This is a genomic window from Streptomyces sp. NPDC005408 (assembly GCF_040606445.1).
In the GTDB taxonomy this organism is placed as follows: Bacteria; Actinomycetota; Actinomycetes; order Streptomycetales; family Streptomycetaceae; genus Streptomyces.
Genome location: NZ_JBEXEX010000006.1, coordinates 49,317 through 71,086, shown reverse-complemented (window position 1 = coordinate 71,086; position 21,770 = coordinate 49,317). Strand labels below are relative to the sequence as shown.

Genomic DNA, 21,770 nt, shown 5'->3' with positions numbered 1-21,770 from the left:
GCCCGGAGGGGGAGTCGTGAACCGACGCCGCTGTGCCACTGCCGCGATCACTCTGGTCTGCGCTCTGACCGTGCTGGCGTCACCGGGCCAGGCCTTCGCGGCCCCCGAGCCGCCGCCCGCCACGCCGGGCACGCGCGTGCACAAGAAGTCCCTGGAAGAGGTGCGGCTCGAGCTCGACGCCCTCTACCGCAAGGCCGCCTCCGCGACCGACGCGTACAACCTCGCCGAGGAGCAGGCCGACCGGCAGTCGGCCGAAATCGTCAAACTGGCCCAGGAGATAGTGAAGGGCCAGGCGCGCATCGAGGAACTGAAGAACCGCGCGGGCGCCGCCGCCCGCGCCCAGTACCGCGGCGGCGGGCTGCCGCCCGAGGCGCAGCTGATGCTCACCGACGACCCGCAGCTCTTCCTGGACGGGGCGGGCCGGATCCAGCAGGGGCAGAAGGCCACCAAGGACCTCATCGGCGAACTGACCAGGACGCAGGCCGACTTGGCGTCGTACACCAAGGACGCGAGCACCCAGTGGCAGAAGCTGGAAGCCAACCGCCTCAAGCAGGCCAAGGCCAAAAAAGAGATCACCGCCCAGATCGCCGCGGCCAAGAAGATAGAGGACAAGCTGGAGAAGGAGGAGCGGGCACGGCTCCTCCAGCTGGAGCAGCAGGCGGACTACAAGGCGCAGACGGCCTGGCTGAGCTCGGGCGTGCTCACGGAGATCAGCGCCGCAGCGAGCGAACAGGGCAAGAAGGCGGTCGGGTTCGCGACGGCGCAGACGGGCAAGCCGTATGAGTGGGGCGCCGAGGGCCCGGGGTCCTACGACTGTTCGGGGCTGACGTCCCAGGCATGGGCTGCGGCCGGGCGTGGCATCCCGCGCACCTCGCAGGAGCAGTGGCGGCTGCTGCCCAGGATCGACATCAAGGACATGCGACCCGGCGACTTGATCATCTATCACGCGGACGCGAGCCATGTGGGCATGTACATCGGCGACGGCGCGATCGTGCACGCCCCGCGGCCCGGGCGGAATGTGACGATTGCGGGTGCGGGTTCGATGGCGATTCTCGGAGTCGTACGCCCCGACAAGTGACACACAGGCGAAGCGGGAGCGACGGGTACGTGATGTTCGTCATGGCCCGCTGAGCAAGTACTGAGCAAGTACCTCCCCATGCGCGGCATATGCCATCGGCTCTGTGCTCCAGAGCATTCCGCTCCGGCGCCAGGTACCGCTATGGTCCCCGTCTGGCAGGGCGTCGATCGTCGCCCCGCCGCCCTCGGGGGGAGGGAAGGAAACCGGAACCGATGCCCGTACCCGTACCGCGACAGCGGGCTGTCCCTGCCGCGGAAACCGCCCACGGGAGCTCCAGCCCGAGCACGAGCCCCGGCGTGAGCCCCAGCGTGAGCTCAAGCGGCGGCGACCTCACCCTCCTGGTGATCGAGGACGACCCGGCGGGCACCTTCTCCGTTCCCGAACTGCTGGATGCGGCCGGGACCCGGGTCCGTATCCGCAGCGCCCGCAATCTCACCGAGGCGGAGCGGCTGCTCACGGACGACGTCCACTGCATCCTCGTCGACCTCGCGCTGCCCGGCGCCGGCGACGAGGAGCTCGGCCCGCTCAACCACGTACTGCGCCTCGCGCCACGCCACGCGGTCCTCGCCCTGACGACATCGGGCGACGCGGAACGCGCAGCGGAAGCGGTACGGGTGGGGGCGCAGGACCATCTCTTCCGCGACGAGCTCGACGGGCGGCTGCTGAGCCGCGCCATCCGCTACGCCGTGGAGCGCAAGCGCGCGGACACGGCCCAGGTGAAACTCGCCGAGTCCCGGCTGCGCGCCCAGGAGAACGCCCGCCTCGAGCGCGGCCTGCTGCCCACTCCCCTGCTCCAGGGCTCGGATCTGCGCTTCGCGGCCCGCTACCGGCCCGGCCGTTCGCGCGCGCTGCTCGGCGGTGACTTCTACGACACGGTCCGCACCCCGGACGGCACGGTCCACGCGATGATCGGCGACGTCTGCGGGCACGGGCCCGACGAGGCGGCGCTCGGCGTGGAGCTGCGCATCGCATGGCGCGCCCTGACCTTCGCGGGCCTGTGCGGGGACGAGCTGCTCTCCACGCTCCAGCAGGTCCTGGAGCACGAGCGGGAGAGCGAGGAGATCTTCGCGACGCTCTGCACGGTCGACATCGCGCCGGACGGCCGGCGGGCGGGCCTCTGCCTCGCGGGCCACCCCACCCCGCTGATCGCGCGGCACGGCCGGGCGGCGCAGCTGCTCCCGTACGACGACGGCGGGCCCGCTCTCGGCCTGCTGCCGCGCGCACGCTGGCCGCGCCGTCAGGTGGAGCTGGGCGGCTCGTGGAGCCTGATGATGTACACCGACGGCCTGATCGAGGGACGCCGGGGTCCGGGCGAGAAGCAGCGGCTCGGCCAGGACGGAATGCTGGAGATGGTCAACCGGCAGCTGGCGGCGGGGCTCGACGGCGAGGCGCTGCTGGAGTCGGCGGTCGCCGAGGTGCGTGAGCTGAACGGCGGGGAGCTGACGGACGATGTGGCCGTGCTGCTGCTGAGCAGAAACGGCTCTCGCCGCTAGGAGTGCCTGGCTACCGGCCGCCGTTGTACGGGCCGTAGGGACCGTCGCTGCTGGAGCCGCCGCGGCGGCCGCCACCGCCGGAGACCTGCTTGAGAGCGGGCCGTACGTCCACGAAGAAGACGATGGTGGCGATCAGCCCGGCGATCGACAGGAACAGCACGGAGATGAACATGTTCACCGCGACCGTGATGCCCAGGATGATCAGCCAGAAGGACTTGGTCTGCTTGTCAGCCGCGCGGTAGGCGTCATCGCGGGCGATTGCGGCCATGACCAGCGCTGTTACGGCGGTGACCAGGAAGACCAGGTCGAGCACCAGCCAGAGAGTGAAGTCGAATCCCGCGCGCAACATGCTGAGCACCGCCTCGTGAGTGGTTGTAGCGCCTCGCGGCCAAGGTACCGGGAGAACGCGCCGGGCACCCCAAAGGTGCCCGGCCGTTCTGCTTCTTCCCAGTCCTGCCCGGCCTTGCTCGGCCGGCCCATTTGGCCGACCTACTTGGCCGACTTACCGACTTACATGGCCGACGGGGTGGTCTTCTTCGCCGCGGCCTTGCGCGCCGGGGCCTTGCGGGCCGCCGGAGCGGGCTTCTTCGCCTCGGCCTTGGGCTCGCTCGCAGCCGCGGGCTCCTGCGCCGTCTCCGGCTCAGGCTCGACGGCAACGGCGATCTCGGCGATCTCGTCGGCGGCCTCGCCGCGCCAGGCCTTCACGGTCTGCTCGCCGTGCTCGGCGACCTTCTCGTACGTCTCACGAGCCTTGACGGCGTACTCGGCGGCCACGCCGACACCACGCAGCGCCAGGTCCTGAGCGGTCTCGCCCAGCTTCTTCAGGTCGGTGTCGATGTTCCCGATCACCTCGGTGACCTTGGCCTGGACGGTGGCCTGGGCCTCCTTGGCCTGGGTGGTCACCTTCTCCTGGACGGCCTTGGGGTCGGTGTTGCGCACGGCGTCGATACGGCTCGGGGCCTCGGCCTTGAGCTGCTCGATCAGCGCGGGGACCTTCTTCGCCTGCTGAACGGCGAGGTCGGCCGTGCCGGCCGCGAAGTAGAGGGGGGTCGGGTCGGTGAGGGTCTTACGCAGGTCATCGGTGATGGCCATGACTGTGGTCCTCCCGGATCGCAGTTCGGTGTTCAGACTGAGGGGTTGCCGGCATCACTGCCGTCGGCCGTGCGGGTGCCGTCATCGTCGGTGTCCGATCCGTTTTCCTTGCGGAAGGACTCGTAGATCTGCAGCAGCACTTGCTTCTGCCGCTCGTTTATCGAGGGGTCGGCAAGGATGACGGCACGCGTCTCCAGCTCGTCCCGCTCCCGCTCGTCGAGAATCCCGGCCCGGACGTAGAGCGTCTCGGCGGAGATCCGCAGGGCCTTGGCGACCTGCTGCAGGACTTCCGCGCTCGGCTTACGCAGACCGCGCTCGATCTGGCTCAGATACGGATTGGACACCCCGGCGGCGTCGGCGAGCTGCCGCAGAGAGAGCTGCGCGGTGCGCCGCTGCTCGCGGAGGTACTCGCCGAGATTGCCGACGTTGAGCGATGCCATGCCCCCGATGGTGCCCGTCATTGCTAACTATTGCAAGCACCTGCTTGCAATAGTGTTCCACGCAACACGCGCGTGTCGGTGAGACTGAGCAGGGTAGGTGTCGTCACCCCACCATGCCGACCTGGTGCTTCTTGAGGCTCTGAGCACGACACCTGTCGTCAGATTCACATCCTTCTTCCTCTGCCTCCGGCACCGGAGCCTTCTCCCACACCGATGCCCCGGCTGCGGAATGCCGGCCCAGTTCGCCCGCTCGGCAAACGCCGTCGCCCGCCTGTCAGACGACACTCTCCACCCATGGCAGTGCCGTTTCGTCACGCGCCCGACATCAAGGCGCCAGGGAGGAGCCGCCTGCGGAGCCGACCTGACCCGGATGGATTCGGTTCCCGAGGAACCCGATGCGGCGACCATGACGGTGCTCTTGCAAGTCCAACGACAGGTCATGGATCTGCTCGCTGTAGGCGGTCCCAAGTCTGCGATGAGCGCTGGTTCGCCGGTCCCCGTCGCGCATTACTTTGCCGACGTACGGGCCATAGTCGCCATGATCTTCCGGTCCTGGCCCATCGCCCGGGAGTACGCCAGCACCGCCTGTCTGGCTGCCGTCCTCGACGCGGAGTACGCCTCTCGTGCTGCGCAAGCCCAGCCCCTGCTCAACACTCCGGGCAAGAAGAAGATCTCCAAGCCCCACACTGCGCCGCTCATGGAATCCCTGGCCCCTGGGGCTGCCTTGGACATCGCCTTGCAACTCCTCGGAGCCCCAGACGCACACGATGCACAAGCGTGCTTGGACCCACTCGTCCAGCAGCTACGCGGCGTCGATCTTGCTCTCAGCACCTACCTTCGACGCCCGGCATGGATCTCTCACCCTCTGCGGATCGCCGTCAGGGACCCGTCCACGGTGAGCCGGTCTTCCAGCTCCTCGGCGAGCCCTGCCGGACCTGGAGTTGACGCTGCGTCACCCGGGGGTCCGCACGCCCAGCGTGTCACCGTCGCGCACCACCCACACCGGGGAGGTGACCGGGGTGCCGTTCTTGCGGTAGCTGGTGACGAGCAGGTACTTGCCGGCGCCGAGCCGTTCCAGCAGCGTGTCGTCCATGATGCGTTTCTGCTCCTTGCTATTGCGTTCGGGGTCGTTGGCCACTTGGGCGGCGTACTGCGATGTCAGTTCGGGGGCAGCCGTCATGCTCTCGGCCTGAGGGGACTACGGGTGCAGCTCGATTTGGTTGAGGACGGGCGCGCTGCCGGGCCGGGTTGATCGGGCGGGGTGCCGCAGGTCCCTGCTCTTCACGCCGGCCAGCTTTTCCTCGACCGTCGCGAAGCCGGTGACGGTGCGGTTCAGTACGAGCGGATTCCCGTCGGCATCACGGAGGTTGATGAGGGCGCAGGCGCCATGGCAGACCGAGGAGACGATGCCGCCCCCTGCGTGGATGGCCTCGGCTGTTCCCCGCAGGTCGGCATTGTCGTTCCAGACGATGACGATCGGGAAGGACGAGTTCCGGAAGGCGGAGGTGAGGAAGCCTCCCGCCGGGCTTCCCTGCGCCAGTAGCCCACGGGGATGGTGTTCAGCCCTGCTCGGTGGGGCGTACGAGCATCTCGTTGACGGCGACGTGCCGGGGGCGGGTGGCGATGTAGCCGATGGCGTCGGCGATGTCCTGGCTCTGCAGCCGCTCGATGTCGCCCAGGCCGGCGACGATCAGCTGCTGGACGACTTCCGAGTTGTGGGTGCGCAGTTCGGTGTCGACGCTGCCCGGCTCGACGACGGACACGCGGACGTGCTGGCGTCCCAGTTCCTGGCGCAGTGCCTCGCTGAAGCCTCCGACGCCGAACTTGGTGGCGCTGTACACGGCGGACATGGCGAAGGCGGTGCGGCCGTTCAGCGAGCTGATGTTGATGATGTCGGCGACCTGGCGCGGCGCGTCGGCGGCGGCCTTGACCAGGTGGGGGACGGCCGCGTGGGTGGTGTACATCAGGCCCATGAGGTTGATGTCGATCATGCGCTGCCAGTCGTTCAGGTCCGCGCCGGGGGTGGGCCCGAGGAGCATGAGGCCGGCGTTGTTGACCAGGATGTCCAGGCGGCCAAAGCCCTCGACGGTCCGCTCGACCGCTTCCGAGGCGGCCTGGGCGGTGGTGATGTCAGCGGGCACGACCAGAGCCTTCCCGCCCTCCTCGGAGATTTCCGCGGCGAGGCCGGTGAGCCGGTCCTCGCGCCGTCCGACCAGGGCCACGGAGGCGCCCTCGCGGGCGAGCTCCAGCGCGGTGGCGTGGCCGATGCCGCTGGACGCTCCGGTGACCAGAGCCACGGTTCCTTCAAGACGACGAGTCATGGTTCAAGCCTTTCGATGAACGGCCACGTTGCTCGGGGCCGTACGGGATAGAGGGAAGACAGCCCTGCCGGCGAGGGCCGTACAGGGGTGGAGGCCGCTCAAGGCAGGCCGAGGGCACAATGGGGAGGTGAGCAGCACTGGGCAGAAGACCACTGACGCCAAGCATCAGCAGAGCACGATCGAGGGAGACCCGCCGCCTCGCGAACGCCTGGTCAGGGCCGCGTCGCGGCTGTTCTACTACGAGGGCGTACGCGCGATCGGTGTGGAGCGGCTGATCGCCGAGGCCGGGGTGACGAAGGCGACCTTCTACCGGCACTTCGCCGCCAAGGACGACCTGGTCGTGGCTTATCTGCTGACCAAGGACGCCTACTACAAGGACGTGGCCGAACCACTGGCCGCCGCGCACCCGCCCGCGGAAGCGATCGACCTGATCTTCGAGGCGATCGCCGAGCATGCCCGCGAGCGTGGCTTTCGGGGATCGCCGTTCATGAACGCGGCCGCCGAGTACCCGGACGCCACCCATCCGGTCCGCGGCCTGGTGACATCTCACCGGGACTGGATTCGCACCCTCTTCCAGGAACTGCTCACCCGGCTCGGCCACACCGACCCCAAGTCGGCCGCCGGCGCCCTGCTGATGCTGTACGACGGAGCGATGGCAGCCGGCTACCTGGACGACTCGACGGCCGCCCACAAGACCCTGCTGGACGCGGTCCGCCTGATCCGATCGGGAGGCTGACCCCATCGAGGCCGCGCGAAACATCGGCCCCCTGTTGGACCCCGGGCAAGCCAGGGCGCGGATTGGCTTCATGGAGCTTTCATCTCTGTTCGACGTGCACCGGGACCCACTGGCAGTTGCCTGCCTGGTTGGCAGTCCCGCCTGGAAGGCCGAGACACCACCCCCAAGAGGTAGGAAGACCGGTCGTTCTACCTCTCGACGATAACTCCCCTGGCGTCCTCGCGCCAGCGGTCGAGCGGCTTGTGGGATCCCTCACGGGCTGCTGCTGCCTCAGTGGGCCTTCCCGGCTTGCGTGGCCGAACTCGCCTGCTCCCTCATCTCCCGGCATCACCTTCGGACCTGTCACGGCGACGAAGTGACCGCGGTCGACGGCCGCTTCGGCCCCCAGGCGGGCGTCGCGGACGTCATCGACGTTGATCCGCTGGGAGGCATGGTCGGCGCTGCCGCAGTTCTTCGCGGCCTGGAGGGCGAGTCGACCTTCGTGGTTCTGCTGCGGGCCGGCGCCACTAGGGCATGCCCGGTGGGTCGAGGGTGGTGCGGGCGCCCGCCACGAGGTATCGCCAATCGCCCGAAAATCCGTGGAACCGCACTCTCGAGTGCCGTTACCGTTCTCCCGCCCGCAGTCGCCCTGTCAAGGACGTGCCGTTGTACACCAAGTGAGACCCCCCGAGCGCTGATCCGTCGCGCGTCGCACATGTGCGACGCGCTCCTTTTCGCTGCGGTCTTCTCACTGGAACCGGTGTATTTCTGTGTCCAAAAACTGGGTGGTCGTGCCCACCTGCCTGTCGATAGTTCTCCGCCGTTGCCACACGTGCGCCTCCGGGCGCTCCCGGGTGAACGGCCAATTCAGCGTCAACGCGAACCACGGGCTCCTCGACGCCTGGCTCCTCGCGCTGTGCACCGGGTGCGGGGACACCACCAAGGTCACTGTCCTGGAGCGGATGAACGTGCGTTCCGTACGGCCCGAGGTCCTGAACCTGCTGCACGACAACGACCCCGGCCTGGCAGCCGAGCTGCTCCAGGGCCCGGTCGTACGGCGCCGTGACGTGGGCGGCTCGGGTCGAACCGAGCGGCCGGCCTGGCAGTCGCCGTACGGTCCGCCGCCGCACCGGGCGCACCGCGGCCGGTGGGCGCCTGTGCCGGGGTTGGCCTGGTCTCGGTCCGCTTTGCGGCGGGGATACCTGTGCGACCGGTGCGTCTGAGCGCCGAAGGCTTCGGCTCTTCGCGAGCCTAGGTCGAGAGGCTGCTCTCCGAGGGGAACCTCGTGTCGACAGTCCACCTGAGCGGCAAGCTCTCGGGCGACTTCACCTTCATGCTCAAGCGTTGAGTCCTTCCGGCCCGGGGCCTGTCCGGCAGTATCCGATCCGTCGGACAGGTCCTAGCGACATGCTGGATTCAGGGCGACGACAGTTGTCCTGCAAATACGACACCTATCGTGCTCAGCCTCAGTCGGCTGAGTGAGCACGTGTTTCACATCCTGCGCCGCTGATTCGTGGAAGAAGAGCAGAGTCAGGTCTCGGCGGGCGAGGTCATCTGATGGCGCGGTTGGCTTGCCTGTCGCCTTCCTGGCTGACTTCCGGTTCGGCTCACGCGAAGCCGTACGCGCCGAAGTCAGTGACCGGGACGTACCCGATGCGCTGGTAGAGGGCGTTGCTGGTGGGGTTGGCCGCGTTCGCGAACAGCACGACCTCCGTGGCGCCTGCGGCCAGCGCGGCCCGGCTCACCTCGACCGATACGGCGCCCGCGTAGCCGCGACCGCGCAGGTGGGCCGGGGTGTAGACGGGGTCTACCTGGATCATCTGGCCGGCGACCATCGGGTTCACGCCCGCCATGGAAACGGGCGTGCCGTCCGGGGTCTCCCAGAACGTATAGCGCTTGTCGGCGAAGCGGGTGCCGGCCCAGGAGTCGGCGTCTATGGAGACGACTTCCCCGACGTCCGTTGCGAACTCACGGCACCAGCACATGAGTTGCTCATGGTCCTGCTCGCCCACGAGTCGGCCCCGGCCCGCTGCCAGCGGCTCAGGTGGGGTGAGCTTGCCGAGGCGGTACAGGCGGAGCCGGACGCGGAGTGTCGGCGTTGCGCCTGTGTGCCGCTGCCAGGCCTCGGCGAAAGCGGTGGCGGTGTCGTGGTCCGCGCTGACGGATGGAACGGAGTGCCCGAGGGCGGCCAGGTGGGCGGCGAGGGTGTCGGCCTGCTCGGGGGTGAGGGGGGTGAGGCCCAGGCCGCGGGGCGGGAGGCGCTGGAAGGTGGCGAGGACCTCGCCCGCTCGCTCGAGTCGGCCGAAGACGGGGGCTTGGAGGCCGTATGCAGCCGCCCCGCGTGTTCGCAGTCTCTCGGCCCATGTCAGCTGCATGATGTGCGGAACGGGTCGCGAGCGCAGGAATTCTCCGGCTCGGGCGAGAAAGTCGTCGACGTCTTCGGTGAGCTGCCAGTCATCCGGTCGCATGCTTCATGATCCCCGATGTGCTCGCTGCGGGGAATACGAGAGACTCCTCCGCGACGAGCTGAACGCCAAACCGCTGGACCGCGCCATGCTCGCCGCGTTCTCCGAACTCGTGCAGGCACCAGGCCCCGGACCAGTCGTCGGCCTGATGAGCAAGTCCAGCCTCGTCATGGACGCTCAGATGACCGCGGACCCGACGAGCGCGAGAGGCCTCGGCAAGGCCAGCAAGCCTTCTTCCTCGCCCGCAAGCCCAAGGCATCGTGACCAGTTGCCTCAGGTTGAGCGAGACAGACGAGCACTCGGCGTCTCGCTCAATCTGAGGCACCCCAGGTCAGAGTTCTACCCTGCCGCAGCATCAGCGAGCACCTGTCGTGTCCCGTCTCACGCGATCACAACGGCCCACCCTTTCGGGCCACAACTGCGCGCTCAGCCGACGGCAGCGCCGAACCACTTGGGCAGCCGGCTGAGGAGATCCTGCTGATCTTCACCGACCCACGCCACGTGGCCGTCCGGCCGCAGCAGCACCGCGGGCACGTCCAGTTCCTCGCTGACGTCGACGACGTGGTCGACCCGATCCGCCCAGCCCGCCACCGAGAGCCGGCCGGTCTGGTCGAGCAGCAGGCCGCGGCCGCCGTGCATCAGCTCGTAGAGGCGACCCTGCTTCAGCTTCACGTCCCGCATCCGCCGGCCGAGCAGTTCATGGCCCTCGCCGAAGTCGTAGCGGACGTCGACCGCGGTGATCATCCCGGTCACGTACCGGTTCACCTCCTCGAAGTCCATCAGCTTCGCGAACAGCTCCCGCAGCGCGGTCGCACCCGGATCGGTCCCGAGCAGCGTGATCTGCGCGCGGGTGTTGTCCAGGACGCGGGCGCCCACCGGATGCCGTTCGGCGTGGTAGCTGTCCAACAGGTCCTCCGGCGCCCAGCCGTTGACTGCTGCGGCCAGCTTCCAGCCGAGGTTGAACGCGTCCTGCACGCCGAGGTTGAGCCCCTGCCCGCCGGTCGGCGGGTGGATGTGCGCCGCGTCGCCGGCCAGCAGCACCCGGCCGACGCGGTAGCGCTCGGCCTGCCGGGTGGCGTCGCCGAACCGGGACAGCCAGCGCGGCGAGTGCACGCCGAAGTCGGTGCCCGCGAACGCCCGCAGCTGCTGCTTGAAGTCCTCGAGGGTCGGCGCGGTCGCACGGTCCTCGGCCACCCCGCCGGCGGGCACGACAACGCGGCACACCCCGTTCTCGCCGGGGACGACGCCGAACCGCAGTTGGGTCTTGCGGACTTCCTCGACGACGGCGGCAATCGTCGCCGGATCCTCGGTCACCTCCATTTCGCCAAGCAGCGTCTCGACCGTGGCGGGCTCGCCGGGGAAACCGACGCCGAGCAGCTTGCGCACCGCACTGCGACCGCCGTCGCACCCGACGAGGTAGCGCGAGCGCAGCTGCGTGCCGTCCGCCAGCTCGACGGTCACTCCGTCCTCGTCCTGGCTCAGCCCGACCACTTCGCAGCCCCGCCGGATCTCGACGCCGACTTCGAGGGCATGCTCGTTGAGCAGCCGCTCGGTGACCGGCTGCGGGGTGGCGACGCCGTACGGGTGCGCCGTGTCCAACCGGTCCGGCCACGACTTCATGATGCCGCCGAAGAGACCGCCGACCTGGAACTTCTCACTGACCGCGAGGAACCGGTCAAGGAGGCCGCGCTGGTCCATCATCTCGACGCTGCGCGCGTGCAGGCCCTGCCCGCGGGACTGCTGGGTCTGCTCGGTCAGCTTCTCCAGCACGACCACGTGCACGTCGTGCAGCCGCAACTCGCCGGCCAGCATCAAGCCGGTCGGTCCACCACCGACCACGATCACGTCAATCATGAAGACCCCCGTTTAACGAGATTGAATTCCGGCCGGCCGCTCCGCGCAGTCCGGCGGCGCGCACACCCGCACCTCCGCGCCGAGTCCCCGCAGTCGACAACACACACGCCCTTCGCGAACTGTCATTTCCGCAGGTCCTGGCCTTGGCCGACCATTCTGCGGCACGCCCCGTGCCTTGCCGCAAGCCCCCCCGTGCGCTATACGTTGAGAGTGGCAAGGAGTGGGTAACCTCCTTGCCTTTGCCTTTTGTCGTCCGCTGTGGACGGACAAGCTCCTCCCGAAGCGGTGACGCGCCGCGTACGGCGATGCCGGCGGTCCAGGAGGACCTCCCATGGGCCTGCGAATGCAGCCGCGGAACGCGAACCACCTATCCGTTTCGGCGTCCTCGGCGCATGATCGCCACAGTTGTGCAGCACCTTCCCACCGGCGGCCGTACGGGCGATAGCGTGCGGCCTGGCCATGACCTGCCCAGGCTGTCGAAAGGAATCCGCAGTGACCGTCGAACGAGTCGGCCCGCCCCTCACCGGAGGCGAGCGCGAGACGCTCCGCGCCTTTCTCGACTACCACCGCGCCACGCTCGCCATGAAGTGCGAGGGCCTGTCCGACGAGGAGCTGCGCAAGCAGTCGATGCCGCCGTCGACGCTCTCATTGCTCGGTCTGGTGCGGCACATGGCCGAGGTGGAGCGCACCTGGTTCCGCCGGGTGATCAACGGTGAGGACATCCCGCTCGTCTGGTCGGACGAGGACGACTACCAGGTCGCGTACGACGCGAGTGCGTCCACCCGCTCCGAGGCGTTCGACGCCTGGCAGGCCGAGGTCGAGCACTCACGCCGGATCGAGGCGGAGGCGAAGTCGCTGGATGTGACCGGCTACCAGGCCAGGTGGGGCGAGGACGTGTCGCTGCGTCTGGTGATGCTGCATCTGATCCATGACTACGCCCGGCACAACGGCCACGCCGACTTCCTGCGCGAAGGCATCGACGGAACGGTCGGGGCCTGAGCAGACACCCCTAGCGGTCGAGTTCCGGCGGCAGCGGGCGGCTGTGCAGCACGTCGAGCCGCGACACCGCCCGCGTCAGCACCACATACAGCCGGTGCAGGCCACGCGCCTCCGCTCCCGCGATCGCCGCCGGTTCGGCGACGACGACATGGTCGTACTCCAGGCCCTTGGCCACCGTCGCGGGCAGCACCGTGACCCGGGCTCCGGCCGCGAGGTCGTCGGCGGTGGCCGTCGCGATGCCCGCATCGGCGAGCGCGGCGCGCAGCCGGTGCGTGTCCGGCTCGTCCGCGATCACCCCGACCGAGCCTTCGCGGTCGAGCGCCGCCCGTACCGCTGCGACCGTCGCCGACGCCAGGTCGTCGACCCCGCGGATCGTCAACTCACCGTCCCCGCGCAGGGACCGGCCGAGCGGTACGTCCACGCCGAGCGCCGGGACCAGCCGGTTGGCGAGGCCCACGATTACCGCCGGGACCCGGAAGCCGGTCGTCAGCGGCACGACCGGCGCCTGTTCCTTGCCGAGGTGGGCGAGTTGCTCCGGCCAGCTGCGCGCGGCCCACGGCGTGGTGCCCTGGGCGAGATCGCCGAGCACCGTCAGTGAGCCGAAACCGGCCCGGCGGGCGATCGCGCGGCACTGCATCGGGGACAGATCCTGTGCCTCGTCGACGACGATGTGGCCATAGCCGTCGGGGCGTTCGATGAGACCGGCCAGCTCGTCGAGGAGGACGAGGTCGGCCGCCGTCCACTTCGCGGACCTGTACGAGCGCGGGGGCTTCGGCCAGCGCATGGCCTTCAGCTCCTCGCCCGGGTCGGTGAGCAGCGCGGCCAGGATCTCCTCGGGCTGTACCTTCGGCCAGACGGCGTCGACGAAGGCGGAGAGCGGCCCGGCCCGGCCGATCTTCTGCACCCAGGTGTTGTTTCGCGGCCCCGACCTGCGCTCGGCCTGCAGCTGGATGGCGCGTACGGCGCGGCTGCGGACCCGCTCGCGCCCGATGGCATACGGCGGCGCCTCGGCCCGTACCTCGTCGACGATCCGCTCCAGCTCGCGGAGCGTGACGCGCCAGCGGTACGAGCCTTCGGGCACCACCAGCGCTTCGGTGGGCGCCGACACCCGCCCGTACAGCGCACTGTGCAGCACCTCGGCCATCCGTACGTCGTGCTTGAGGGCCGCGGCGGCCTCGTCGTCCACCGCCCGTACCTCGTGACGGGCGATCTCGTCGTCTACCGTCGACTGGCGGATGTCCAACTCGCCCAGCGAGGGCAGGACTTCGGAGATGTACGAGAGAAAGGTGCGGTTGGGGCCGAGGATCAGCAGTCCACCGCGCCGGATGCGCTGCGGGTAGGTGTAGAGGAGGTACGCGGCGCGATGCAGGCCGACCGCGGTCTTCCCGGTGCCGGGGGCGCCCTGGACGCAGACGGATTCGGCGAGTTCGGAGCGTACGAGGGCGTCCTGCTCCGGCTGGATGGTGGCGGCGATGTCTCGCATCGGGCCGACACGCGGGCGCTCGATCTCACCGGCGACGATCGCGCTCGCGGCGCTCTGCCCTTCGCTCAGGTGCTCGTCCTCCATGCTCGTCAGGTCCGCCGAGTCTCCCTTGCTGAACGGCGCCCATCCGAAGCGGCGGCGTACGGCGACGCCCTGTGGGTCGCGGGCGCTCGCCTGGTAGAAGGTGCGCGACACGGGGGCGCGCCAGTCGATGACGAGGGGCGGGGCGGCGGGGTGTTCGGTGATACGGCGGCGGCCGATGTGGTAACTCTCCCCGTCCAGATGGTCGAGACGGCCGAAGAACAGCGGACTGTCCGGCTCCTCGGCCAACTCCTTGGCCCAGCTGCGGAGTTGGTAGCCGAGGACTTCGGCGTCGGCGCCGGAGGCGAAGGCGTTCTCACCGATGACGACGCGGGTGGCGGCGTCACCGACCATGCCGGTCATGGCGGCGCGACAGGTGTCGTGGTGGGCGCGTTCGAGGATCAGCTCGTGGGTGAGGTCATGGCCGGGTGCCGTCATTCCACGAAGGATAACGGATAACGTTACCGAGTAATATTTTTCACCAGGTTCACTTGTCGATGCTGCCCAGACCCTCGCGCAGCTGGTCGAAGGCAAGCCTCGCCGCGGCCTCCGCGTCCGGGCGCACCTCGACCGCGCTCTCCCCCGCCGCGATCCGCCGCCAGTTCTCCTCGGCGAGGATCCGCTGCACGGCAACGATCTGCCCGGCGGCGAGCCGCGCCACGAGTCCGCCACCGAGGGCCGCGGCCAGCGCCTCCTCGGACCGGCTCTGGTAGGCGTACAGCCGCGCGACCAGGCTCGGAGTCCCGTACAGCAGCCGGTGGTACGCGAGCACCCGCTCGTCGTCACTGAGGCCGGTGATCGGGTCGCACCGCTCCAGCCCTTCGAGAAAGTGCCGGTGCAGGGCGTCCAGCGGCGAGATGCCCGGCGGCCGGGCGGCGACGACGCGGGCCGCCTCGTCCTCGTGGTCGGCGAACCGGTGCAGCGCCAGGTCCTCCTTGGCGGGGAAGTACCGGAAGAGGGTCGGCTTGGAAACGTCCGCGGCGGCGGCGACCTCGGCGACGGAGACCTGATCGAAGCCCTTCTCCAGGAAGAGGGCGATCGCGGCGTCGGAGATCGCCTGGTATGTCTGCCTCTTCTTGCGTTCCCGGAGGCCCATCTCACCGCTCATGGCTCCGAGCCTACGCATCCATCGGTGACGTACCGCTGGCGGCTGAGCGTTCAGCCGGGGGTGCTGTTCATGATCCGTACGGCGTGACGCCCCCGCGCCCGTCCCGGTGCCAGTCGCCCAGGGCCGTCGCGACCTGGCGCAGCGTCGGCGGGACGGCGAGGCCGAGCGCGGCGCGGGCGGCGGCCAGGGCGCCCTGCAGTTTGCGCGAAGTGGAGTGAAGTGCAGGCCAGTTGATGTCCTTCCCGCCGTCGAGGGCGAGGGCAGACCGGATGACGTCCGTGTAGGCCGACTGGGCTCGTTTGTACTCCAGGAGGTGCGGGAGATCCTCCTGCCACCCGCGCGAGCTTCCCGGCCTGACCGCCTCCATCGCGTCCCGCCAGCGCAGCGACACCGTCGCTTCCTGCTCCGCCGGGTACCGCATCAGATGGAGATGGGTGGCCAGGTCGTACAGCGGATCGCCGAACATGGCCAGCTCCCAGTCGATGGTCCACAGCCGGCCTTCACCGTCGACGATGAAGTTCTCCCGGTGCAGATCCCCGTGCAGAAGGCAGAAGGGCCGCGCGGTCAGGGAACGTGTTTTGTCCATGAGCGGCCGCAGCCCGTCCCGCGGAATACCGAGCGCGTCGAACAGCTCCCCGTACACCGGAAGGTGGGCCTCGTAGACCCGCTCCTCGGTGAACCGGATCAGCTGCGCGGCGAAGCCCGCGGTGTCCCCGTCCACGACAGCGTCGTCGCGGACGAACTGCCGGTGCAGCGACAAGGAGTCGGGGGATATCGCAGCGAGCTCGCGGAACAGCTGTGCTATCTGGGCGAGATGAGGCTCCGCCACGGGGGCACCGGGCCGCCCGTAGGAGCCAAGCGTGGAGCCCTCGATAAACCGCTGCAGGCCGATGGCATCGACCTCGATGATCTCCGGGACGCTCGTCACATGCCCTGCGAGAGCGCGGATCAGCGCCCCTTCCGAGGGGAAGCTGCGCCGGTCGAACCAGAGGATTCCGGGCCGCGGCTCCCGGCACTTCCACCGGACCGATCCGCCACGGCCGTCGGCGTCCGGGAGCGGAAAGGCGTAGGTCTCGTGGTGGTATCCCTTGAGCGGCCCCTCGATCAGCGCCTCGCCGGCGCTCAGCCGAGCGGCGCGGTGGCGGACTGTGGACGCCGGCTCGGCAGTCATGTTCCGTTCCCCCGTGTAAATGCAGCCGCCCCCTTAATCAACGGTCAAGGCCAGATCGGTGCCGAGGGTGTCCCAGAGGGCCTCGAACCACTGCCCGGACTGCTCCACGAACGCCGTGTCCCGGGAGTCTGCCCCGCGAAGGAAGGAGTACAGCTGCGACTGGACGCCGAGGGCGTCGTACATCTCCAGCGACTCCCCGCCCATCTCTTCCTCGCGCCTGGTGATGGTGTAGTACGCGAAGAGGGCCTCGGATCCGTTCAGGAGGTACAGCTTCACCGGCGGGGTGAAGGGCGGTGCACGGAAGGAGACCTCGACGTCGACGCCGTACCCCGTGCGCAGTGCCAGCAGGTTGTGGCGCAACACCTGCTCCTGTGCGTTCCGCTGGGCCAGCCAACGCTCATGGACTCCGTTGTCACCGGCGGACGCCTCCACCGGCGCGGGGAAGGCCAACGCGATGTCGCGGCTCGGCAGCAGCACACGGACTCGTACGCTCGACGGCCGGATACGGCCCTGATGGATCGCAAGGAGCGGTCCGGCGAGCGCGAGGATCAAGGTTTCCGCAGTCAGGCACAGGGCGTCGATACGAATGTCGGGGACCGAGAATGCCTCAAGCAATCGCGGCCCCAGGCCGGTCAAGGCCGAATGGGGCGACGCGTCGTCCCCGGTGACTGAGTCACGAGGCGTGGCGACGCGGGCAGCCGCGCCCTTGACAGCAGGCGCGAGCAGCCCCTCGTCGTGCAGCGCCCTCAGTGCCATCCGGACAGTGCCTCGGTCGACGGCGAATTCTTCCGCCAGTTCGGCCTGTGCCGGTACCCGGTCGCCCGGTTTCAGGTGGCCCTTCCGGATCCGCTCACGCAGCTCATGGGCTACGCGGCCGGAGTCATTCCTCATACAGGCACGGTACAACTGCCCATCAATTCAAGGCACTTAACTGTCCAGAGCCTCCGCTGCCCGGTGGAAGTCCGTCATGCTGGTGGCGATTGGCCCGACGCCGGCCGCGCCCAGCCTCGCTCGTCCCGCGTCCGAGCGGTGATAGCCGTAGAAGGGCATCCCCACGGTCCCGGCTGCCTGAAAGTCCGTGCCGGTGTCGCCGATCATCAAGTGCCGGTCCACGGCGAAGTCGAGCACCATCGCCTTGCGCAGGGAGTGGGGATGAGGCTTCATGAGCGTCGCGTCCCGCGGGCGTCCGACGATAGGGCCGTCGAAGCAGTCGAGCACCTTCATCCGCTCGAGAATGCGGGTGGCGGCATCCTCATGGTTGTTGGACGCGACCGACAGAACCCTGCCGGAGTCCCGGCATGCCCTGATGAAGGCAGCCGCGCCGGGCGTCGGCACCGCCGATTCGGCGGCCTTGCCCTCGTAGGCGTCGAGCGCATCGTGCATCTTCGCGACGACCTTGTCCCACCTGTCCCAGCCGTCGCGGCCGCGCATGCGCTCCATGTGCACCGTGTATGCGTACAGCACGGCGATCGGGTCGGTGCAGTGGCGCAGGTCCTCGATCGGGCACCCGTCCTTCTCGGCGATCTCGAGCAGTGCACGGGCGATGAACTCGGCGCGGTCGACCGCGAAGACTCGGGCGACGGGGCCGTCGAGATCGAGTACGACGCACCGGGCCCGGGACAGCGTCTCCCGCATCGTGGTCGATGCTGCCGGGGTGGTTGTGGCGTGTGGCACGGCTAAAAATCCGCCCTCTCGGCTAGATTTTTCCAGGTCGAATCAAAGAACTCCTGGGCCACATGCACAATGCCGGCTTGCTCGGGTGTGGAGTCGGCTGAAGCACGATAGGGGAACAGAGTCGCCCCCGTGCCGTATGCATCGAAGATCGCCACTTCTTGATCGTCCGGAGGAAGACGGATGGTCCCCACTTCCGGTACGTAGAAGCCTTGCAGCGCCAGTCGGCGGTTCAGAATGTACAGCTTCTGCTGAGGCGCGAAGGGCACCAGCCGCACCTCGACCGAGACTTCGGACACAAAGCCGCGGTCCCTCAGCTCGAACAGAGCCTCCCGCAGGATGATGGCGTGGCTCTGGAGGATGCCTCGCAGCCGCTCACGCACCCGCGGATCGTCCGTTCCGTCCACCGGCCGCGGTATCGCAAGACTGGGCGAGTCGGTGTCGGGGAGCATCAGCCGGGCCGTAATGCTGCGCGGCGGCTTGATCTTGCGCTCCACGATGCGCACCTTCTGGTCGGAAACCCGGGTGGCGAGCGATTCGGTGGTCATCGAGAAGACGTCGAGTGTGACTTCGGTGGCTTCGAACGCCTCCTCAAGGTAGGGCTTGAGCACCACCGGCATTACTCGCTCGGAGACGACGGCCCATGCTTCCTCTCCATCGCCGTCACCCTCACCGCCGGGCGCCGTCCGGGCCGGCGCACCCGGCTCCCCCTCCGCCACATATGTGCCCCTGCCCTGGTGGGATTCGATCAGGCCCTTCTCCCGAAGCAGGTCCAGCGCCTGCTTCACCGTGGCACGAGAGACTTGGTACTTTCTGACCAGTTTGTCCTGAGTGGGCAGCTGAGCTCCAGGCGGGTACTTCTCGCCGTCGTTGATCTCTTTGCGCAGCTCGTCCGCGACCCACCGGTACAGGTGCTTGCCGTCTCTCGGGGCAGATCCATGACTGGTCACCCCACAACCTTACAACTGCCCTACAGGCAAGAAGAGATGCCCCGCACAACCATTCAACTACGTTTCCAAGAGGCGAATAACTAGACCGACCAACCAGACAAGTTTGCGGCACCTCACCCAGCGGGCATCAACCAGTCAGGTCAACCGGTTAAATTTGTACGGTAGTTGGATCCCTGTACGACGCTGAATCTCGTCCCAGCCGCACAACGGTGTGCGGGCACCGGAGCCCCTCCCTCTGAAGGAGTGACCACCAATGCCCCTCTTCACCCTCGTAGTAGAGCAGTACGTGCAGTGGCGGTTCGGCTTCGTGGCCGCGCTGGGACTCGCCCTGTTGGTCATCGGCGTCAAGGCCGAGAACCCCACCTGTGCCGGTATCGGTGGCCTGCTGGTGACAGCGCCGGCCGTGACCGCCGGCAGCTGACCCACCCTCAGAGACTCAGAAGACGTCCGGGCACCACGGCCGCCTCGACGTGCGGAACAGCCCGTCCGCCACCCCCGCCGCGCCCGGCGTCACCTCGTCCACCAGGCCCAGTGCCGACAGCCGGACCGCCGATTCGTCGCCCAGGTACAGCGCGCCCAACTCCCGTACATCCAGAGTCAGATCGGGCGACTCGACCGACGGGGCGCACACCGTCCCCTCCGGTGAGGCGTCCAGCCGGAACGTGCCGCCCGCCAGGCCCGCGGAGTCCTGGACATCCAGGACCAGGGTCGCGGCAGCCGCGTACGTACGCGCCTCAAGAGCCCGTACGACATCCAGGATCCGCACCCACAGGAAGTCCGCCTGCGTCAGGATCCGCGCCGCGCGCGGGTCCGGGAGCAGCAGGGGGAGCAGGTCGTCCGGGGCGCGGTAGCCCGACTTCACCGTGGTGATCCAGTCGACCGAGCAGACGAAGTGCCACAGCGCACGCTCCGCCGCCGGCGTCAGCGCCAGCAGTTGGCGCACCGTCGCCGTGTTCAGCGGCTGCTTGGCGTCGCCCCACTTGTCGTCCGCGTCATAGACGAGCAGGCCGTCGATCTCGCCGGACGCCGAGCGGTGGACCGCGTAGTACGGCTCCGTCCAGGGGTGGCCCGACAACGGGCTCTGGCCCGTGTTGAGCTGCCACCAGCGCTCGTCGCGGCTCACCACGCCCGGCTGCACGGCGGCCAGCCGCTCATGCAGTTCCGGGCCGAGCTTGCGTATGTCCGCGCCGTCCACCAGGTCGATACGGCCGCCGTCTGCCGGGCCCGACCAGCGGGGGTTCAGGCCCGTGCGCGGGACGTCCACCGCCCATTCGGTCATCGAGGCCGCGGGGCCGAAGCCGTACCGCCCGTAGATCGGATACTCCGCGGCGATCAGCGTGGACACGACGTCGCCGCGCTCCTTCGCCTCGGCGAGGTCAGCGGTCATCATGCGGCTGAGCAGGCCGCGTCGGCGGTGGGTGGGCGAGACCGTGACGTTCGAGACGGCGCTCGCGGGGAGCGCGGCGCCGCCGACCGCCGTGAGCCGCTGGTCGAAGGAGCGGAACGTCGCCACACAGCGGCCGTCCTCGAACGCGCCGCGCACCCGCGTGAGGTCCGTGTGCGCCCGGCGCTCGGTGACCTCCTCGTCGGAGACCACCGGCGGCTGCAGAAATCCGGTCTTCAGGGCCCGCAGCCAGTCGGGGAACTCGGACTCGGTGATGACGCGGGTTTCGACGCTCATGCGGCCCACGCTAGGCCGAACGAGGACCGCCCCGCATCCGAGTTTCCACCACCCGGTCCGAGCCCCGTTCGAGTTTGGGCCGAGCCGATCCGAGCCCGGTCGGAGCACCGTCCGAACCCTGGTGCAGGACCGATCCGAGCACCGTCCGAGCCCCGATCCGAGCCCGGTCCGGCTAGAAGACCGCGCGGATCGCGCCGACCTCCGCACCGCCGCCCAGCACCGGCACATGGCCGATCCGGCCCACCACCGGGGAGTCCATGCCCATGTTCTCAAGCGCACGGGCCAGCACCGGGCCGAGCGCCCGCTTCGCGCCGTCGTCGATCTTGAAGGCCAGCGCGCGGCCGTCCTTGAGCGCCACAGCCTGGACCGCCTCCGCGCCCATCTTGGACAGCGTGCCCGGCACCTCGCGCATCAGCCAGGTGTCGGGACGGCGCGTGCCCGCGACGTATTCGGGGTGGGCGCGCATCGCGTCGGCGACCCGGCGCTCGGCCGAGCCCGGCTCGGCGAGCACGAGGCGACGGAAGGCTCGCGCCAGACCGGTCAGGCTGATCGCCATCAGCGGGGCGCCGCAGCCGTCCGTGCCGACCGCCGTGACCCGCTCGCCGGACACGTCCTCGATGACGTCGTGGACCAGCCGCTGGAGCGGGTGCGCGCGGTCCAGGTAGTTCGTACGGTCCCAGCCGTTCAGGGCGCAGGCAGCGAGCATCGCCGTGTGCTTGCCGGAGCAGTTCATGGTGACCCGCTGACGGACCTGGCCCGCGGCGAGATACGTCTCCGCCTCCGCCGGGTCGAGCGGCAGGCCCGGCGGGGTCCGGAGTTCGTCCGCGGACAGCCCGTGCTCGGCGAGCATCTTGCGTACGAGATCGAGGTGAAAGCCTTCGCCGGAGTGGCTCGCGGCGGCCAGCGCCAGGCGCTCTCCGGAGAGGTCGAGCCCGGCGCGCAGCACGGCCGCGGCCTGCATCGGCTTGTTGCTGGACCGCGGGAAGACCGGCGCGGCCGGGTCTCCGAGCGCGAGTTCCACACTGCCGTCCGCCGCCAGGACGACGAGGGAGCCCCGGTGACGGCCCTCGACGAATCCGGACCGTACGACCTCTGCGAGGACCGGGGGTATGGCGGTGCCGGCGAGGGCGGAGGTCATGGCGGGCCTTCCGGGACGCGGGACGCGAGC

19 protein-coding genes and 2 pseudogenes are annotated in these 21,770 nt (G+C 69.1%); 6 read left to right on the top strand and 15 right to left on the bottom strand.

Annotated features, from left to right (window positions below; translation table 11 throughout):
- Positions 1-16 precede the first annotated feature (16 nt).
- Both ABZS64_RS08340 and ABZS64_RS08335 read left to right on the top strand, forming a co-directional pair.
- Positions 17-1,078, top strand: coding sequence for an NlpC/P60 family protein (locus tag ABZS64_RS08340; protein WP_355824908.1), 1,062 nt, complete (start codon positions 17-19; stop codon positions 1,076-1,078).
- Positions 1,079-1,290: 212 nt separating this feature from the next.
- The gene (locus ABZS64_RS08335) at positions 1,291-2,571 is read left to right on the top strand and encodes a SpoIIE family protein phosphatase (RefSeq protein ID WP_355824905.1); all 1,281 of its coding nucleotides are present in this window, start codon (positions 1,291-1,293) and stop codon (positions 2,569-2,571) included.
- A 10-nt stretch (positions 2,572-2,581) separates the two neighbouring features.
- Here the strand turns inward: ABZS64_RS08335 and ABZS64_RS08330 are convergent, their stop codons facing one another.
- From ABZS64_RS08330 to ABZS64_RS08310, 5 genes and pseudogenes are all read right to left on the bottom strand, one after another.
- On the bottom strand, positions 2,582-2,920 hold the full coding sequence (locus ABZS64_RS08330) for a DUF2516 family protein (protein ID WP_355824903.1): 339 nt from the start codon (positions 2,918-2,920) through the stop codon (positions 2,582-2,584).
- A 161-nt stretch (positions 2,921-3,081) separates the two neighbouring features.
- The gene (locus ABZS64_RS08325; RefSeq protein WP_355824900.1) at positions 3,082-3,663 is read right to left on the bottom strand and encodes a hypothetical protein; all 582 of its coding nucleotides are present in this window, start codon (positions 3,661-3,663) and stop codon (positions 3,082-3,084) included.
- A gap of 32 nt (positions 3,664-3,695) precedes the next feature.
- Positions 3,696-4,103, bottom strand: a complete 408-nt coding sequence (locus ABZS64_RS08320; RefSeq protein ID WP_355824897.1) for a helix-turn-helix transcriptional regulator — start codon at positions 4,101-4,103, stop codon at positions 3,696-3,698.
- A 967-nt stretch (positions 4,104-5,070) separates the two neighbouring features.
- Positions 5,071-5,196, bottom strand: a pseudogene (locus tag ABZS64_RS08315) (PPOX class F420-dependent oxidoreductase); the annotation flags it as partial.
- 466 nt (positions 5,197-5,662) lie between these two features.
- A complete protein-coding gene (locus tag ABZS64_RS08310; RefSeq protein WP_355824894.1) occupies positions 5,663-6,424 on the bottom strand; it encodes an SDR family NAD(P)-dependent oxidoreductase in 762 nt (253 codons plus the stop codon).
- 127 nt (positions 6,425-6,551) lie between these two features.
- Between ABZS64_RS08310 and ABZS64_RS08305 the strand changes: the two genes are divergently transcribed.
- Both ABZS64_RS08305 and ABZS64_RS08300 read left to right on the top strand, forming a co-directional pair.
- Positions 6,552-7,160 (top strand): TetR/AcrR family transcriptional regulator, encoded by a 609-nt coding sequence (locus tag ABZS64_RS08305; protein ID WP_355824891.1) that lies wholly within the window; start codon positions 6,552-6,554, stop codon positions 7,158-7,160.
- Between the two features lie 749 nt (positions 7,161-7,909).
- Positions 7,910-8,487: pseudogene (locus ABZS64_RS08300) on the top strand (DUF1062 domain-containing protein).
- Between the two features lie 259 nt (positions 8,488-8,746).
- On the opposite strand, the gene ABZS64_RS08295 reads toward ABZS64_RS08300, so the two are convergent.
- Together ABZS64_RS08295 and rox are read right to left on the bottom strand one after the other, a co-directional pair.
- Positions 8,747-9,607: a GNAT family N-acetyltransferase gene (locus ABZS64_RS08295; protein ID WP_355824888.1), complete on the bottom strand. Its 861-nt coding sequence runs from the start codon at positions 9,605-9,607 to the stop codon at positions 8,747-8,749.
- 423 nt (positions 9,608-10,030) lie between these two features.
- The gene (gene rox, locus ABZS64_RS08290; RefSeq protein WP_355824886.1) at positions 10,031-11,458 is read right to left on the bottom strand and encodes a rifampin monooxygenase; all 1,428 of its coding nucleotides are present in this window, start codon (positions 11,456-11,458) and stop codon (positions 10,031-10,033) included.
- Between the two features lie 459 nt (positions 11,459-11,917).
- On the opposite strand from rox, the gene ABZS64_RS08285 reads away from it, so the two are divergent.
- Positions 11,918-12,457 (top strand): DinB family protein, encoded by a 540-nt coding sequence (locus ABZS64_RS08285; RefSeq protein ID WP_355825411.1) that lies wholly within the window; start codon positions 11,918-11,920, stop codon positions 12,455-12,457.
- A 10-nt stretch (positions 12,458-12,467) separates the two neighbouring features.
- On the opposite strand, the gene ABZS64_RS08280 is transcribed toward ABZS64_RS08285, so the two are convergent.
- The 6 genes from ABZS64_RS08280 to ABZS64_RS08255 form a co-directional block, all read right to left on the bottom strand.
- On the bottom strand, positions 12,468-14,459 hold the full coding sequence (locus ABZS64_RS08280) for an AAA family ATPase (protein ID WP_355824883.1): 1,992 nt from the start codon (positions 14,457-14,459) through the stop codon (positions 12,468-12,470).
- A gap of 49 nt (positions 14,460-14,508) precedes the next feature.
- Positions 14,509-15,129, bottom strand: a complete 621-nt coding sequence (locus ABZS64_RS08275) for a TetR family transcriptional regulator (RefSeq protein WP_355824881.1) — start codon at positions 15,127-15,129, stop codon at positions 14,509-14,511.
- Between the two features lie 67 nt (positions 15,130-15,196).
- The gene (locus ABZS64_RS08270) at positions 15,197-16,300 is read right to left on the bottom strand and encodes a phosphotransferase (protein WP_355824878.1); all 1,104 of its coding nucleotides are present in this window, start codon (positions 16,298-16,300) and stop codon (positions 15,197-15,199) included.
- Between the two features lie 33 nt (positions 16,301-16,333).
- Entirely contained in the window at positions 16,334-17,191 is an 858-nt protein-coding gene (locus ABZS64_RS08265) for a winged helix-turn-helix domain-containing protein (protein WP_355824875.1), read from the bottom strand.
- A gap of 36 nt (positions 17,192-17,227) precedes the next feature.
- Positions 17,228-17,974: an HAD hydrolase-like protein gene (locus ABZS64_RS08260; RefSeq protein WP_355824872.1), complete on the bottom strand. Its 747-nt coding sequence runs from the start codon at positions 17,972-17,974 to the stop codon at positions 17,228-17,230.
- 2 nt (positions 17,975-17,976) lie between these two features.
- Positions 17,977-18,921 carry a GntR family transcriptional regulator gene (locus ABZS64_RS08255; RefSeq protein WP_355824869.1) on the bottom strand — a complete coding sequence of 315 codons (945 nt, stop codon included), beginning with the start codon at positions 18,919-18,921 and terminating at the stop codon, positions 17,977-17,979.
- A 253-nt stretch (positions 18,922-19,174) separates the two neighbouring features.
- Here ABZS64_RS08255 and ABZS64_RS08250 point away from each other — a divergent pair, with 253 nt between their 5' ends.
- Positions 19,175-19,342 carry a hypothetical protein gene (locus ABZS64_RS08250; protein WP_355824865.1) on the top strand — a complete coding sequence of 56 codons (168 nt, stop codon included), beginning with the start codon at positions 19,175-19,177 and terminating at the stop codon, positions 19,340-19,342.
- 15 nt (positions 19,343-19,357) lie between these two features.
- Here the strand turns inward: ABZS64_RS08250 and ABZS64_RS08245 are convergent, their stop codons facing one another.
- Together ABZS64_RS08245 and ABZS64_RS08240 are read right to left on the bottom strand one after the other, a co-directional pair.
- Positions 19,358-20,602 carry a GNAT family N-acetyltransferase gene (locus ABZS64_RS08245; RefSeq protein WP_355824863.1) on the bottom strand — a complete coding sequence of 415 codons (1,245 nt, stop codon included), beginning with the start codon at positions 20,600-20,602 and terminating at the stop codon, positions 19,358-19,360.
- Positions 20,603-20,774: 172 nt separating this feature from the next.
- On the bottom strand, positions 20,775-21,740 hold the full coding sequence (locus ABZS64_RS08240) for an asparaginase (RefSeq protein WP_355824860.1): 966 nt from the start codon (positions 21,738-21,740) through the stop codon (positions 20,775-20,777).
- Positions 21,741-21,770: the final 30 nt, after the last annotated feature.

Excerpts from the sequence above, each read along its gene's own strand:
- ABZS64_RS08335 (WP_355824905.1), top strand. The coding sequence starts at position 1,291 with ATGCCCGTACCCGTACCGCGACAGCGGGCTGTCCCTGCCGCGGAAACC.
- ABZS64_RS08275 (WP_355824881.1), bottom strand. The coding sequence starts at position 15,129 with ATGAGCGGTGAGATGGGCCTCCGGGAACGCAAGAAGAGGCAGACATAC.
- ABZS64_RS08250 (WP_355824865.1), top strand. The coding sequence starts at position 19,175 with ATGCCCCTCTTCACCCTCGTAGTAGAGCAGTACGTGCAGTGGCGGTTC.
- ABZS64_RS08280 (WP_355824883.1), bottom strand. The coding sequence starts at position 14,459 with ATGACGGCACCCGGCCATGACCTCACCCACGAGCTGATCCTCGAACGC.
- ABZS64_RS08330 (WP_355824903.1), bottom strand. The coding sequence starts at position 2,920 with ATGTTGCGCGCGGGATTCGACTTCACTCTCTGGCTGGTGCTCGACCTG.
- ABZS64_RS08265 (WP_355824875.1), bottom strand. The coding sequence starts at position 17,191 with ATGAGGAATGACTCCGGCCGCGTAGCCCATGAGCTGCGTGAGCGGATC.
- ABZS64_RS08310 (WP_355824894.1), bottom strand. The coding sequence starts at position 6,424 with ATGACTCGTCGTCTTGAAGGAACCGTGGCTCTGGTCACCGGAGCGTCC.
- ABZS64_RS08245 (WP_355824863.1), bottom strand. The coding sequence starts at position 20,602 with ATGAGCGTCGAAACCCGCGTCATCACCGAGTCCGAGTTCCCCGACTGG.
- rox (WP_355824886.1), bottom strand. The coding sequence starts at position 11,458 with ATGATTGACGTGATCGTGGTCGGTGGTGGACCGACCGGCTTGATGCTG.
- ABZS64_RS08240 (WP_355824860.1), bottom strand. The coding sequence starts at position 21,740 with ATGACCTCCGCCCTCGCCGGCACCGCCATACCCCCGGTCCTCGCAGAG.
- ABZS64_RS08325 (WP_355824900.1), bottom strand. The coding sequence starts at position 3,663 with ATGGCCATCACCGATGACCTGCGTAAGACCCTCACCGACCCGACCCCC.
- ABZS64_RS08285 (WP_355825411.1), top strand. The coding sequence starts at position 11,918 with ATGACCTGCCCAGGCTGTCGAAAGGAATCCGCAGTGACCGTCGAACGA.
- ABZS64_RS08295 (WP_355824888.1), bottom strand. The coding sequence starts at position 9,607 with ATGCGACCGGATGACTGGCAGCTCACCGAAGACGTCGACGACTTTCTC.
- ABZS64_RS08270 (WP_355824878.1), bottom strand. The coding sequence starts at position 16,300 with ATGACTGCCGAGCCGGCGTCCACAGTCCGCCACCGCGCCGCTCGGCTG.
- ABZS64_RS08320 (WP_355824897.1), bottom strand. The coding sequence starts at position 4,103 with ATGGCATCGCTCAACGTCGGCAATCTCGGCGAGTACCTCCGCGAGCAG.